Here is a 13057-nt window from a genome sequence, read left to right on the forward strand (position 1 = left end):
GCCTGCCAGCGCGGCCGGATGCCCCTGCCTGCACGGTGCTCCCGGCAGCCGGGCTCACCAGCGGCCGCCGCGGCTGAGCCGGTCCAGCCGGTCGGCCAGCGCATCGAGCGCCGCCGCGGCCTCGGCCCGGCCGCTCAGCACCTGGTGCGCCGCGTTGTAGAACTCGGCGCTGACCTGGTTGTACCTGGCGCCGGTCACCCGGGCCGGCCGCGCCACCGCGTTGGTGAAGGTCTCGTAGAGGTCGCCCATGAAGGGGGCCGCCTCCAGCACGTCGGTGTCCTGGTAGAGGGCCGGGATGGTCGGGTTGTAGGCCCCCTCGATCGCCCGGCGCTTCTGCTCGGTGGGCGAGCTCAGGAAGCGGACCAGGTCGATCGCCTCGGCAGGGCTGTCGGAATATTTGCTGACTGCGAGCTGCCAGCCGCCGAGCGTCCCGGTCGTCTTGCCGTTCTCGCCGCCCTTGGGCAGGGCCGCCACGCCGATCTTGTCCTGGACCGGGCTGTCCTCCGCCTGCCCGAGCCCCCAGGCATAGGGCCAGTTGCGCATGAACACGGCGTTGCCGGCCTGGAAGACGCCGCGCGCCTCCTCCTCCTGGTAGTTCAGCACGCCTTCGGGCGAGATCTGGCCCACGGTCGAGGCGGCCCAGGTCAGGGCCGCTGCCGCCTGCGGGTTGGCCACCGTGATCTTGCCCTCCGCATCCACGATCTGGCCGCCGCCGAAACTGTCGATCCATTCCAGGGCGTTGCAGGTCAGCCCTTCATAGGCCTTGGCTTGGTAGACATAGCCCCACATCCGGTCGTTGCCGGCGGCGCGCTCGCCGTCCTGGACCTGCTTGGCGGCCGCGGACAGTTCCTCCCAGGTCTCGGGCGGCTGCAGGCCGTACTTCTCCAGCAGGTCCTTGCGGTAATAGAGCAGGCCGGCATCGGTGAACCAGGGCATCGCCACCAGTGCACCTTCCACTGTGTTGTTCTCGATGATCGCCGGGAAGTGCGCGCTGACCTCCTCCTGGGAGAACTCGCCGGACAGGTCGAGGAAATGGCTGCCGAGCAGGCCCGGCCAGACCACGTCGATCTGGAACACGTCGACATCGCCCGAGCCGGCCGCGAGCAGCTGCTGGTAGAGCGCCAGGCGCTCGGTGGCGGAATTGGGCGTGGAGACGATCTCCACCTCGTTGCCGGTCTGCTTCGCCCAGGCCTCCGCGCCGGTCCGGCAGAACTCCAGCTCCGCCCCGACCGAACCGCAGGAGATCGAGATCGTGGCAGCCTGCGCACTGGCGCCGACCATCAGGGCGGCCAGTGCCGCGAACGTCGCGAGCTTCGGCATCGTCGTTCTCCCCGACCATTCGTTTCCGCCGGAAGGGTGGCGCGCACCGCTCCCGCTTGTCCACCCCTCCTGCCTACCCGGGCCGCCCGGTTGCCCAGGCGCCGTTCCCGCGTCACCATCGCCCGCGGCGGCGGGGGCAGGCGTGCTGAACATTCTCTTCATCACGGCGGACCAGTGGCGCGGCGACTGCCTCTCCGCGGTCGGCCACCCGGCCGTGCGCACGCCGAACCTCGACCGGCTGGCCGCGGACGGCGTGCTGTTCACCCGGCACTTCTCCAACATGACTCCCTGCGGGCCGTCGCGCGCCTGCCTCCACACCGGCACCTACGGCTTCAACCACCGCTCGATCCGCAACGGGACGCCGCTCGACCGGCGCCACACCACGCTCGCGGTGGAACTGCACAAGGCGGGCTGGGATCCCATCCTGTTCGGCTATACCGACACCAGCGCCGACCCGCGTGACCTCCCTGCCACGGATCCGCGCCTCCTCACCTACGAGGGGATCGCACCCGGCTACCGGCCGGTCTGCCTGATGCTGGAGAGTGCCTTGCCCTGGCTGGAGCATCTGCGGGAGCGAGGCTATGGCGAGCGCTCCCTGGCCGAACTCTATGGTGGCCCGCTGGGCGCCCCAGCGCCGTTCCGGGCCGAGGACAGCGAGACCGCCTTCTTGACCGACCAGGCCATCGCGTTCCTGGAACGGCGGAGCCCCCACCCCTTCTTCCTGCACCTCTCCTACATCAAGCCGCACCCACCCTTTGTGGCCGCCGCTCCCTGGCACGCCTCGGTCGATCCGGAACTCCTGCCCCCGTCGGTGCGCCGCGCGGACCCGGCCGCCGAAGGCCTGCTGCACCCCTGGCTGGCCGCTCATCTGCGCCGCCCCCTGGGCGACTGGTTCCAGCCGCATCTGGGCGGCACGCAAGGCCTGGATGGCCTGCCCTTGCAACGGATCCGGCAGGTCTATCTGGGCCTGATCGAGGAGGTGGACCACCATGTCGGCCGCCTCCTGGCGCATCTGGCCAGAACCGGGCTGCTGGAACGCACGCTGGTGCTGTTCACCGCCGACCATGGCGAGATGGCCGGCGACCACTGGATGATCGGCAAGTCCGGCTTCTTCCCGCAGGCCTTCCACGTACCGATGATCGCGCGCCACCCGGCGGGTGCCCGCGGCCGGCGGGTGGCGGCGTTCACCGAGCATGTCGACCTGATGCCCACCCTCATGCAGGCGGCGGGCCTGCCGGTCCCGCTCCAGTGCGACGGCCATGACCTTGGAGGCTTCATCCAGGGCCAGGAGCCGCAGCGCTGGCGCGATGCCGTCCATTACGAGCACGATGTCGGCGACCTGGAGACCGGCTGGCACCGCAACGCGCTGGGCCTGGGCGACCACCAATGCGGGCTGGCGGTGCGGATGGACGGGCACCATGCGCTGGTGGCCTTCGCCGGCCTGCCCGACCTCCTGTTCGACCTCGCCAGCGACCCGCACTGGCTGGCCGACCGTGCCGGAGACCCCGCCTTGGCGCCAGTGTACGCCCGGCTCGCGTCCGGCATGCTGTCCTGGCGGATGCGCTACGCCGACCGCCGCCTGTCCTCGGCACTGCTGACCCCGGCGGGTCCGGTCGGCCGCTTCGAATAGAGCTGCTTGTCCGGGTAGAGGCACCAGGGCTCGATCACGCAGCGCCAGCATTCCGGCCGGCGAGCCTTGCAGACATAGCGGCCATGCAGGATCAGCCAGTGGTGCGCACCCATGCGGTACTGCTCCGGCACGACCTCCAGCAGGCCCTGCTCGACCTTCTCCACGGTCTTGCCTGGTGCCAGGCCGGTGCGGTTGGCGACCCGGAAGATATGGGTGTCGACCGCGATCGTGGGCTCGCCGAACGCGACGTTCAGGACCACGTTGGCGGTCTTGCGCCCCACCCCCGGCAGGGCTTCCAGGGCGGCCCGGTCGTGGGGCACCTCGCCGCCATGGCGCTCCACCAGTTCCTGGGCCAGCGCCACGACGTTCTTCGCCTTGTTGCGCCACAGGCCGAGGGTGCGGATATGCTCGCCCACCTCCGCCTCGCTCAGCCGCGCCATGCTCCTGGCATCCGGTGCCGCGGCGAACAGCCCCTTGGTCGCCTTGTTCACGCCGACATCGGTCGACTGTGCCGAGAGGACCACCGCTACCAGCAATGTGAAGGGAGTCGTGTAGACGAGTTCCGTCTGCGGGGCTGGATCATTCTGGGCGAGTCGGGCGAAAATCGCCTCGACCCGCTCCGCTGTCATGGCCTGGCTCATGGTCCGCCTGGTCGGGGCTGTTCCGGGTTGCCGCCGGTCATATATCCGTTGCTGCCTGCGATCGAGGTGACAATGAGCGAGCGCCCCGTGGCCGAACCGGTGCTGTTCGACGCGGTGATCTACCCGAACCCGCCGATCTCGCGGAACGGCTTCATCCTGGTGGTGGGCGGCTTCGCCGTCCTGTCGGGCGCGATCGGGCTCGCCACCTTCCTGGCCGGTGCCTGGCCGGTGATCGGCTTTCTCGGCCTGGACGTGCTGGCGCTGGCCCTGGGCTTTGCCGTGGTACGGCGCCGTGCGCGCGCCTTCGAGGCCGTGCACCTGGTGCGGGAGCGGCTGACCATCCGCCGGGTCGACCATCGCGGCCGCTCGGCCGAATGGCGGCTCCTGCCCTACTTCACCCGGGTCGAGCTGGACCAGCCGGCCGGCCATCTGAGCCTGGTGCGGGTCCGCGACCACACCACAAGAGTGCATATCGGTGCGTTCCTGACGCCGCGCGAACGTGCCGAGCTGGCACAGGCGCTGCGTACCGCACTGGGCAGTACCAAGACCCTCATGCCGCTCTGAGCCGGAAGCGTGCGGCTCGTCTCCACCATTTCCGGAAGGAAGCCACACACATTCCGTTGGACAGGTTCTATCGTCACCCGGATACTCGGCACCGTACGGTGCGTTGCGTTCACGAGCCGGTAGCCAGATCTGAAGGTCCGCGTCGGTTTTTTGTATGAAGACCTCGCTGAACTGGTCTTATTTCCGGTGCGACGATCAGGAATGTGGACCGGAAGCAATGTTTGCCTTATTCGCCTGGGTATCGGCAGACGAGATTCGCGCTATAGGTGTAGCCGTCACGGCGCGAATGCAGGATCCCGGTGCGTGACAGGCGAAGACGACATGAACTCGATGAGAATGACTTCGTCAGAGGGCGCCCGAATGGCCAGCGACTTGCCGCTCAGCAAGCTGCGCGGCCTGCCCTCGGCGATCCGCCTGGCGCTCAAGGGCCGCCGCATCACCACCTGCGAGCAGTTGCTGCGCGCGGCCGGCAGCGAGTCCGCCCGCCGCATCCTCCTGGCCCAGACCAGGCTCGACGAGGCCGACCTCATGGTCATCGTGCACCGCGCCGACTTGGCGCGCATCGACGGGCTGGGCGCGGTGTTCGGCCTGATCCTGGAGGAGATCGGCATCAGCACGGTGGCGCAGCTCGCCGCCGAAGAGCCGGCGCAGCTCCATCACCGGGTACGCGAGTATAATCGCCAGGAACGGATCTCGCGCCGCTCGCCCACGCCGGAGGAGGTCGCGGACTGGGTCACCCAGGCGCGGCACCTGCCCAAGCGGGTCGACGATCCGCGCCATGCCGCCAGCACGCTGGGCATGTCGCTGCGCCGCTAGCGGCGCTCCAGTCAGAGACCCAGCACGTCGCGCATGCCGTAGAGCCCGGCCGGCCGGCCGGCCAGCCAGCGCGCCGCCCGCACCGCACCATGGGCGAAGATCCGCCGGTCGGTGGCGCGGTGGCCGAGCTCGATCCGCTCGGCATCGCCCGCGAACAGCACGACATGCTCGCCCACGACATCGCCGCCGCGCAGCGTGGCGAAGCCGATCGTGCCCGGCTGCCTGGCCCCGGTGATCCCGTCGCGGCTGCGCACCGCGGCCTCGTCGAGCCGGACCTCGCGCCCGGCAGCCGCCGCCCGGCCCAGCGCCAGCGCCGTGCCCGATGGCGCGTCGACCTTGTTGCGGTGGTGCATCTCCAGGATCTCGATGTCCCAGTCGTCGTCGAGCGTGGCGGCGACCCGCTCGACCAGGCCCAGCAGCAGGTTCACGCCCAGGCTCATGTTGGCCGCCCAGAGCACCGGGCAGGTGCCCGCGAGCCGCACCAGCTCGGCGAACTCCGCCTGCGAGAAGCCGGTGGTGCCGACCACCTGGGCCTTGCCGGCGGCGGCCACGACCTGCAGATGGGCCAGCGTCGCCTCCGGGCTCGAGAACTCGATCAGGACATCGGCCGCCGCCACCAGTGCCGCGAGGTCGGCACTGGCCGGCTGGCCCACTGGATCCCGGCCTGCCAGCAGCCCGAGGTCCTCGCCCAGGGCCGGGTGGTCCGGGCGCTCGACCCCCCCGGCCAGGGCCAGACCGGGAGCATCCAGCACGGCGGCGAGGTTGCTGCGCCCCATCCGCCCGGCACAGCCGATGATCCCGACCTTGATCTGCTCCATGTCCACTCTCCGCCCCCGTCCGGCCGGCGCGGGGCTTGCGCCCGCCATCACCAGCCGCGGCGGTGGTGCCCGTTTCCGCAGGACGGCGCAAGCAAGGCGACGCGCACGCGGGGAGCCGTTACTCTCCGCTTGCGGGCTGAACGCAACTAGGAGGGGCCAGCGGTGAGCGCAGCAGGATCGATCCAGGAACAGTTGCCCGTCGCGATGGCGCCGTGGTCGCCTGGCGAGGGGCCAGTCGGCCTCGTGATTGTCGACGTCGTCCATGGTTTCTGCACGGTCGGCGCCGGTCCGCTGGCGCCCGCCGTCCCGAACCCGCAGGTCAGCCGGATGATCCGCGAGATCGATGATCTCGCCCGCCGGTTCACGGCGGCCGGGCACCCGATCCTGGCCTTTCTAGACACCCATGAGCCCGACCGGCCCGAGCCGCCCTACCCGCCCCACTGCCTGCGCGGCAGTGGCCACGAGGAGCTGGTCGACGAGCTGGCCTGGCTGGAAGGCGAGCCGCTCGCCACCTTGCTCCGCTCGGACTGCATCAACGGCTTCGTCAGCGCGATCGAGCCGGCCCATCCGGGTCACGGCGTCACCCACAACCGGGTGGTGGACTGGATCGCGCTCAACCGGCTCCGCTCGATCGTGGTGACCGGGATCTGCACGGACATCTGCGTGCTGGACTTCGTCGCGACCGTGCTGTCGGCGCGCAATCACGGGCTCCTGTCCACGCTGCGCGATGTCGTGGTGCTGGAGCCGGCCTGCGCCACCTACGATCTGCCGCTCGAGACGGCCCGCCATCTGGGCCTGCCGGACACCGCCGCCCACCCGCAGGCGCTCACCCACCATATGGGCCTCTACGTGATGGCCGCGCGCGGGGCCGTGCTCGCCAGCGAGATCCGGGACTGACCCGGCGCATGGGCCGGCCATTAGGAATGCGTTAACCGGCGCCGTCTATGCTCGCCCCGGATGGCGGCCGGCGGGACAGGACATGACGGGGCGACACAGACGATTGACGGGAGGGGCGGACCTGCGCCTCGACCCGGCCCGCCGACGCGGTGAGGCGATCGAGATTGAGGTCACGGGCGGCGTGCGGATCCTGGCCGCCAACGATCTGGGCGCCATGGCGTCCTGGGTCATGTTCGAGCAGGAGGACTGGTACGAGCCGGAACATGGCTGGCTGCGACGGCTGGTGCGGCCGGGCTGGCGCGTGCTGGACACCGCACCGGGCTGCGGGATCCTCCCGGCGACGCTGACAGGGCGGGTCGGCCCCTCCGGCGCCGTGCTGGCCTGCGATCCGCTGCCGGCAGGTCATGCCCGCCTCCAGGCGATCCGCGCCGGCAACCGCCTGGACCCGCTGACACCCCTTCTGGCCCGGATCGCCTCGCCGGAGGAAACCGGCGCCGCGCAGCCGGCTACCACGCTGGACCGCTTGGCTGCGGACCATGGGCCGTTCGAGTTGGTCCGGCTCGGTTCCGACCCGCTCGCTATGCTCGCAGGTAGCCGACGACTGCTGGAATCGTCCCGGCCGATCCTGGTGCTGCCCATCGGCCCGGCCGATGGCGGGTCCGCCGGCGAGGCCGGCCTGCTGCTCCAGGAACATGGCTATGCGCTGCACCATCTCCTGCCGGGCTTTGGCGCGGCAGCACCGCTCGATGCCGGCTTCCTGGACGATTTCACCACCAATCTGATCGCCTGCCCGCTGGAGCGTCAGGCCGGGCTGGCCGAGCGAGGCCTGCTGGCGCATGCCGAGGAACTGGCACGGGCTGAGCTGGATGTCCCGCCCCTGCCGGGGCCGCTGGCCCCGGGCTGGCCGGATCTAGTGCGCAGGATCGAGGCCGGGCTGGCGGCGGGCCTGCCGCTGCCGGCGCGGATCGCCTGGACCGGGCGGCTGGTCCGGGCATGGCTCGGCGGCCTGCGCGACTTCGTCGACCTGATGGACCGCCCGGCCCGGCTGACCACCCTGGCCGCCTTGCTGGCCGCCACCGGTGCGAGAGGCGCTGCCCTGGAGGCGATGCGCCCGCTCCTGCACCTGCTGCAGGCCGGGCAACTGCGCCTGGATGAGCCGTTCCTGCCGATCCTGCCGCGGGCGGACCAGGCGGGTGATGCGGACGGGCCGGCGCGCTGGGAGCTGGCGATGGCGGCCGATGCGCCCGAAACGGCCGAGCTCGGGCTGATCCATGCAACCGCGCGCCTGGTCGCCCATTCCGGCTTCCACGGCGGGGCCTTCCTGTATCCCTGGCTCAACCGCTACCGGCACAGCCGGGCATTCACCCCGGAGCTGGAGCGGCGGCGCCAGCTGTTCGCCCGCCGGCTCGGCGAGGCTCAAGGCTTCGAGCCCAGCCCGGCCATGCTGCGCTCGCGCAACGCCCGCTTCGCCCAGATTCCCCGACGGGCTGCCTGACGAGGTGCCGGTGCCCGCCCGGAGCGACCGGCGCTGCTCAGCCTTCCAGCGCCGCCTTCACCATCGGGCTGGCGAGCTTGAGGTCGATGGCCGAGCCGTGGCGGGCCTTCAGCTCCGCCATCACCTTGCCCATCTGCCGTGGCGAGCGCTCGGGCAGGGCCGCGACCACCGCCTCGACCTCGGCGCGGGTCTGGGCCTCGTCGAGCATGACCGGCAGGTAGCCGGTGAGGATCGCGCGCTCACGCTCCTGGACGGACGTGTCGCGGCCGGCGAGGTGGCCGATGGTTTCCTCGACATTCTTGAGGAAGGCGCGGACCGTGCGCACCACCGTCTCGTCGTCCGGCGACTTGTCGTCCTTGCCGGCCGCCGCCATCAGGGTACCCAGCAGGTTCTTGGCGACCTCGTCGCGCGCCTTCATCGCGGCGAGCCGGTCGGAGCGGAGCTGATCGAACAGGGCCATGACATCGTCCGGAAGGGGGAAGAAGCCCGGCCGGCGCGCTGGCGGCCCGGCAGGGAGCCGGGCAGATCGCCCGGCGTTGATGCAGATGTAGGGTCGCGGAGCCGGGAGCGAAACGGTGTCGCGGCGGCGGGCCTGCCTTTGCGGCAAGGTGGATGGGGCTGCGACGATGCGGGATGAGCGGACGGCAGGGACGCATGCGAGAAGGACGGGATCGCCGCCGCTGCGCGCAGCCTGCCTGGCCGGGCTGCTGGCGCTTGGCGCCTGCGCCGGTGGGCCGGAGGTAGGGCCGGCCGCGGACGGCGACCCTCGTTCCGCCCGGACCCTGCTGGAGAACGTCAACCGGAGCGGGCCGATGCCGGTGGTGACCACGGGCACCGCACCGGGCGGCCTGGCCCCGCCGGAAGTGGCAGCGGCCCTGGCGCAAGGAGTAAGGGGAGGTGCTGACTTCACGATCCAGCCGGAGGCGCAGAACAGCGGGCCGCGCGTGCTGCTCCTGTTCGGCCCGCCGGAACAGCTCTCGCCCTGGCGCGCCTGCGCGCCCGACGCGGTGCTGGGCTCCGGGTTCGGCGACGGCCGGCGGGTGGCCGCCCTGGTCTGCGACGGCCCCAGCACGGTGGCGCATCTGCGGGCGGTCGCCGCCGGCGACACGCCGGCGGATGCGACGGACCTGCTCCAGGCCGTGGGCGACCGGCTGTTCCCCGACCCGTACGAGCGCTACGCCTATGACCGCTATAGCGGCGTCGGCTATGGCGGGTTCGGCAGCTTCGGCAGTTACGGCAGCAGGGTCGGGGTAGGCATCGGGTTCGGCTTCTGATCCGCGGCGAAGGCGGCGAGCACCCGCTCGACCGCCCGCAACGGCGTCTCCGTGCCTGCCGCCACCTCCGCCCGGCAACGCGCCAGCTCCGCGGCGCTGCCCGGATCGCGGGCCAGCAGCTCCAGGAGCCGGGCATGCAGCAGCGCGTCCAGCCAGCGCAGCTGTTGGGTCCGGCGCTTCTGGTCGAGCTGGCCGGTGGCACTCATCCGGTCCAGCCAGCGCACCATGCCCGCCCACAGCTCGGGCAGACCCGCCCCGGTCAGGGCCGAGACCGTCAGCACGTCCGGACGTGAAGCCGCGTCCTCGGGCAGCAGGATGCGCAACGCATTGGCATAGTGACGGCGCGCCTGCTCCGCGGCGAGCCGCTGCTCGCCGTCCGCCTTGTTGACCGCGATCAGGTCCGCCAGCTCGATCAGGCCCTTCTTGATGCCCTGCAGCTCGTCGCCGGCACCCGGCAGCATCAGCACGAGGAACAGGTCGACCATGTCGGCGACACTCGTCTCCGACTGGCCCACCCCCACCGTCTCGACCAGCACCACGTCATAGCCCGTCGCCTCGCACAGGAGGCCTGCCTCCCGGGTGGCGCGCGCCACCCCGCCCAGCATGCCGGCCGATGGCGACGGGCGGACGAAGGCGGCAGGGTCTGTCGCCAGTCTGGCCATGCGGGTCTTGTCGCCCAGGATGGAGCCGCCGGTGCGCGTGCTGGAAGGGTCGACCGCGAGCACCGCCACCTTGTGCCCGGCCCCGGTCAGCATGGTGCCGAACGCCTCGATGAAGCTGCTCTTGCCCACGCCCGGAACACCGGTGATGCCGATCCGCCTGGCACGGCCGGCATGCGGCAGGACCAGGCGCAGCAGTGCCTGCGCCTCCGCCTGGTGGTCGGGCCTGCGGCTCTCGATCAGGGTGATCGCACGGGCCAGCGCCGCCCGCTCCCCGGCGAGCAGGCGCCTGGCCAGATCGGCGGTCACCGGCGCGATGTTCGTCATGCTCATCGCTCCCCACCTAGCCGCTGGGCAAAGCCCAGGGTAGCCCGGTTCACAGCTTCCATAGTGGCGGCAGCCGGCTGGCAGGAGCGAACGAGCCGACAATCGCCTCGTGACGGCGCAGCCTCAGGAGCCCGTCACAAGACCTGCTGCACGTGTCGGCGCGGTGCGCCGAGTGGCCCAACCACTCCTGCCGACGCGTGGACCACACCCGAGGAGTGGCCGCCCGCAGGTTGATGATCGCGGAGAACTGGAAGGCACGGTGTTCGTGCTGCCCGTAGCCATCGGGTCCTTGCTCCGTGCTGGCCGCACCCGCTGTACGGATCGGGCCGACCATCTGCTGTCGATCCATGAGCTTCCTGCCGAAGGAGATGGACTGCAGGTCAGACATGACCTGCTGGCGGAGGCTGCGCCCGACCGGCCGCGGCAGGCCCGGCCCCATCTACGGTCAGATGGCCATGGATCCGTCGCCCAAAGGGACGGCAGCCAGAATGCTGCCGAGGGGCCACTGGTCGAGGCGGTGCCACCGATTCGGCAGCATCGGCAGGCCGGGAACCGGCCGGACAAGCTGCACGCGGTCAAGAACCCGCCCGGACCTGATCCGGCGGCTGCGAATCTGGCTTCTGCCGCAGAGCACTGCACCGACGCAGGATAACGCCCGACGCAGGATCGAGCATAGCGAGAAGCTCGGGCAGCAGCGATGGATCATCGAGCGCAGCATGGCCTGGTTCAGCCGGTTCCGTCCCCCTCACCGTCCGCTACGGCCAACGCGTCCACATCACCACCGACTTCCACCTGCTGTCACCGGCCTGATCCACCTCGAATTCGTCACGAGTTGGTCTTGCCAAGGCCCTTACAGAAGGCCGTGAATGGCTAGGCTGATCGAGAGATCGCCTCTTTACCCCATCTTCTGGCCGTCTCCTGCCGGCACAGGAGGTGGCGGGCACAGCAGCGGGACGACACTTCCTGGCCGGGATCAGGCTGTCGATCCCTGGCCCTTCTTGGCGGAAGCGGTCGCTGGCCTCGCTGTCGTGACCGGCATCGACGACCGGCTGGTCATCCACGATGGCATCGGCGACCTTGGCATAGAGCGGAATAAGACCGCCAAAGTCGCCAATCGATCTGGCCTGACCCGCTGCGCCAGGAGCAATGTCGGTTTGATCCAGAGCACCTTCGTCCATGTGAGCCAGCCAGGCCGACCTCAGTGATGCCGGCACGCCACGTGACATAGTGCGAGGTGCGGGGCAGGCATGAAGCCCGTGGAGGCGCGGGAGATCGGGCGCGCCTGTGTTACAGCCTGACCTGCCAGCCGAACCGTCCCTTGCAGCGCTGCCTGGATCTGTTCCGGCCGCAGATGTGGCGGGAGAGCCATCCAGGCGCTCCCGGAGAAGCCCTTTGCCGCCTGCTGGTGCAGATGAACGACGCGGCAGCCGATCATGAGGTACTGGTTGTTCTGGTCAGTAACCCGCGCGTCGAACGATCACTTGTTGAACGCCTGAGTGCCGATCCAAGCTGACGCTGGTGAACTGCCGACGTGACTGCATCTGGACGGTCCACGATGCGCACTGTGCTGGCGGACGTGATGTGGACCAGCTCAAGCCGGTGCCGCCAACGCAGATGCTGGAACAGTGCCGCCCTCGATCAACCACGGCAGGTTCAACAGAGAGGGCTTCCTAGCTGCCTCAAAACCCGTGGCCGCAGACGCCGGTCGGCAGATCCCGTGGGCGCGTCGCCATGTTCCACCTTGCCGCCCTCCCCTCCGGCTGCGGGTCCGGGGGTGGCTAGCGGGGCGTAAGGAGGAAGAAGGCAATGGCGGCGCGGGTCTGTTCAGGAATGGGCCCGGTGGAGTTCTCCACGACCTTGGCCATCTCGCCGCCGACGAAGTCGCCCTCGGGAGTCATGCCGAGCGACAGGAAGAAGTCCACGTCGCTGGGGCTCCACTTGCCGATGCCATGCTCTGGATCGGGGGTGATCGCGGGGGCCCGGCCGGTGATCAGGTCGCCGGGATTGCCGGCGAGCTCCTGGTCCGGATCCGGGACGCCGAAGCCCCAGAAGGTCCTGGGGCTGTGGCACTCCGCGCAGTGGCCGGGACCCCGCACCAGATAGGCGCCCTCGTTCCACGCCGCGTCCCGCGCCGGATCAGGCTCGATCGGCGCCGGGTCGAAGAACAGCCAGCGCCAGGCCCAGAGGCCGGTGCGCAGCGAGAACGGGAAGGTCAGCTCGTGTGGCGGCGACGGATGTTCCGCCGGCGCCACCTCGTCGCGCAGATAGGCCCAGAGTGCCCGCAGGTCGTCCTTGGTCATCCGCGCATAGCTGGCGAACGGAAAGGCCGGATAATAGGGGGAGCCGTCCGGGGCGATCCCCTCGGCCATGGCGCGCAGGAAGTCGTCCTCGCTCCAGTTGCCGATCCCGGTCTTAGGGTCGGGCGTGATGTTGGGCGGGTGGAAGGTGCCGAGCGGGGTGACCAGGGGCGCACCGCCGGCAAGCGGCGGCGCGCCCTCTCTCGAGTGGCAGGACTGGCAGCCGCCCAGGTGGAACAGGAGCTCACCCCGCTCCATGCCGGCCGCGGGCCAGGCGAAGCCCAGCCCAGCCAGCAGGATCGTGCATGCCAGGCGCAAA

The 13057-nt window shown here is 70.5% G+C and carries 15 protein-coding genes; 7 read left to right on the top strand and 8 right to left on the bottom strand.

What is annotated here, in order from left to right:
• Window positions 1–54 precede the first annotated feature (54 nt).
• Entirely contained in the window at window positions 55–1320 is a 1266-nt protein-coding gene (locus tag HLA95_RS09755) for an ABC transporter substrate-binding protein (protein ID WP_222183132.1), read from the bottom strand.
• A 142-nt stretch (window positions 1321–1462) separates the two neighbouring features.
• Here HLA95_RS09755 and HLA95_RS09760 point away from each other — a divergent pair, with 142 nt between their 5' ends.
• Window positions 1463–2950 carry an alkaline phosphatase family protein gene (locus HLA95_RS09760; RefSeq protein WP_191060733.1) on the top strand — a complete coding sequence of 496 codons (1488 nt, stop codon included), beginning with the start codon at window positions 1463–1465 and terminating at the stop codon, window positions 2948–2950.
• Here the strand turns inward: HLA95_RS09760 and nth are convergent.
• Window positions 2884–3579 carry an endonuclease III gene (gene nth / locus HLA95_RS09765; protein ID WP_191060735.1) on the bottom strand — a complete coding sequence of 232 codons (696 nt, stop codon included), beginning with the start codon at window positions 3577–3579 and terminating at the stop codon, window positions 2884–2886. The genes HLA95_RS09760 and nth overlap by 67 nt on opposite strands.
• An 84-nt stretch (window positions 3580–3663) precedes the next feature.
• On the opposite strand from nth, the gene HLA95_RS09770 reads away from it, so the two are divergent.
• Both HLA95_RS09770 and HLA95_RS09775 read left to right on the top strand, forming a co-directional pair.
• Window positions 3664–4155: a DUF2244 domain-containing protein gene (locus HLA95_RS09770; RefSeq protein ID WP_191060732.1), complete on the top strand. Its 492-nt coding sequence runs from the start codon at window positions 3664–3666 to the stop codon at window positions 4153–4155.
• Between the two features lie 360 nt (window positions 4156–4515).
• Complete coding sequence (locus HLA95_RS09775; protein ID WP_191060731.1) at window positions 4516–4971, top strand: DUF4332 domain-containing protein; 456 nt, start codon at window positions 4516–4518, stop codon at window positions 4969–4971.
• An 11-nt stretch (window positions 4972–4982) separates the two neighbouring features.
• Here HLA95_RS09775 and dapB read toward each other — a convergent pair whose 3' ends face one another.
• Complete coding sequence (gene dapB, locus HLA95_RS09780; RefSeq protein WP_222183183.1) at window positions 4983–5780, bottom strand: 4-hydroxy-tetrahydrodipicolinate reductase; 798 nt, start codon at window positions 5778–5780, stop codon at window positions 4983–4985.
• 171 nt (window positions 5781–5951) lie between these two features.
• Between dapB and HLA95_RS09785 the strand changes: the two genes are divergently transcribed.
• Together HLA95_RS09785 and HLA95_RS09790 are read left to right on the top strand one after the other, a co-directional pair.
• Complete coding sequence (locus HLA95_RS09785) at window positions 5952–6686, top strand: isochorismatase family protein (protein WP_223861797.1); 735 nt, start codon at window positions 5952–5954, stop codon at window positions 6684–6686.
• Between the two features lie 103 nt (window positions 6687–6789).
• On the top strand, window positions 6790–8181 hold the full coding sequence (locus HLA95_RS09790) for a class I SAM-dependent methyltransferase (protein ID WP_222183135.1): 1392 nt from the start codon (window positions 6790–6792) through the stop codon (window positions 8179–8181).
• Window positions 8182–8218: 37 nt separating this feature from the next.
• On the opposite strand, the gene HLA95_RS09795 is transcribed toward HLA95_RS09790, so the two are convergent.
• Window positions 8219–8641, bottom strand: coding sequence for a GatB/YqeY domain-containing protein (locus tag HLA95_RS09795; RefSeq protein ID WP_191062508.1), 423 nt, complete (start codon window positions 8639–8641; stop codon window positions 8219–8221).
• A 115-nt stretch (window positions 8642–8756) separates the two neighbouring features.
• Between HLA95_RS09795 and HLA95_RS09800 the strand changes: the two genes are divergently transcribed.
• Window positions 8757–9455, top strand: a complete 699-nt coding sequence (locus tag HLA95_RS09800) for a hypothetical protein (protein ID WP_222183137.1) — start codon at window positions 8757–8759, stop codon at window positions 9453–9455.
• Here HLA95_RS09800 and meaB read toward each other — a convergent pair.
• From meaB to HLA95_RS09815, 3 genes are all read right to left on the bottom strand, one after another.
• A complete protein-coding gene (gene meaB / locus HLA95_RS09805) occupies window positions 9413–10441 on the bottom strand; it encodes a methylmalonyl Co-A mutase-associated GTPase MeaB (protein ID WP_191061342.1) in 1029 nt (342 codons plus the stop codon). The two genes, HLA95_RS09800 and meaB, sit on opposite strands and share 43 nt — an antisense overlap.
• 49 nt (window positions 10442–10490) lie before the next feature.
• On the bottom strand, window positions 10491–10829 hold the full coding sequence (locus HLA95_RS09810) for a hypothetical protein (protein WP_191061343.1): 339 nt from the start codon (window positions 10827–10829) through the stop codon (window positions 10491–10493).
• Between the two features lie 367 nt (window positions 10830–11196).
• Window positions 11197–11619 (bottom strand): hypothetical protein, encoded by a 423-nt coding sequence (locus tag HLA95_RS09815; RefSeq protein ID WP_222183139.1) that lies wholly within the window; start codon window positions 11617–11619, stop codon window positions 11197–11199.
• Window positions 11620–11759: 140 nt separating this feature from the next.
• Between HLA95_RS09815 and HLA95_RS09820 the strand changes: the two genes are divergently transcribed.
• Window positions 11760–11954, top strand: coding sequence for a hypothetical protein (locus tag HLA95_RS09820; protein WP_191061345.1), 195 nt, complete (start codon window positions 11760–11762; stop codon window positions 11952–11954).
• 265 nt (window positions 11955–12219) lie between these two features.
• Here the strand turns inward: HLA95_RS09820 and HLA95_RS09825 are convergent, their stop codons facing one another.
• The gene (locus HLA95_RS09825) at window positions 12220–13056 is read right to left on the bottom strand and encodes a c-type cytochrome (RefSeq protein WP_191061346.1); all 837 of its coding nucleotides are present in this window, start codon (window positions 13054–13056) and stop codon (window positions 12220–12222) included.
• Between the last annotated feature and the right edge of the window lies 1 nt (window position 13057).

It is taken from the genome of Geminicoccus harenae, assembly GCF_019800005.1.
Classification (GTDB): Bacteria; Pseudomonadota; Alphaproteobacteria; order Geminicoccales; family Geminicoccaceae; genus Geminicoccus; species Geminicoccus harenae.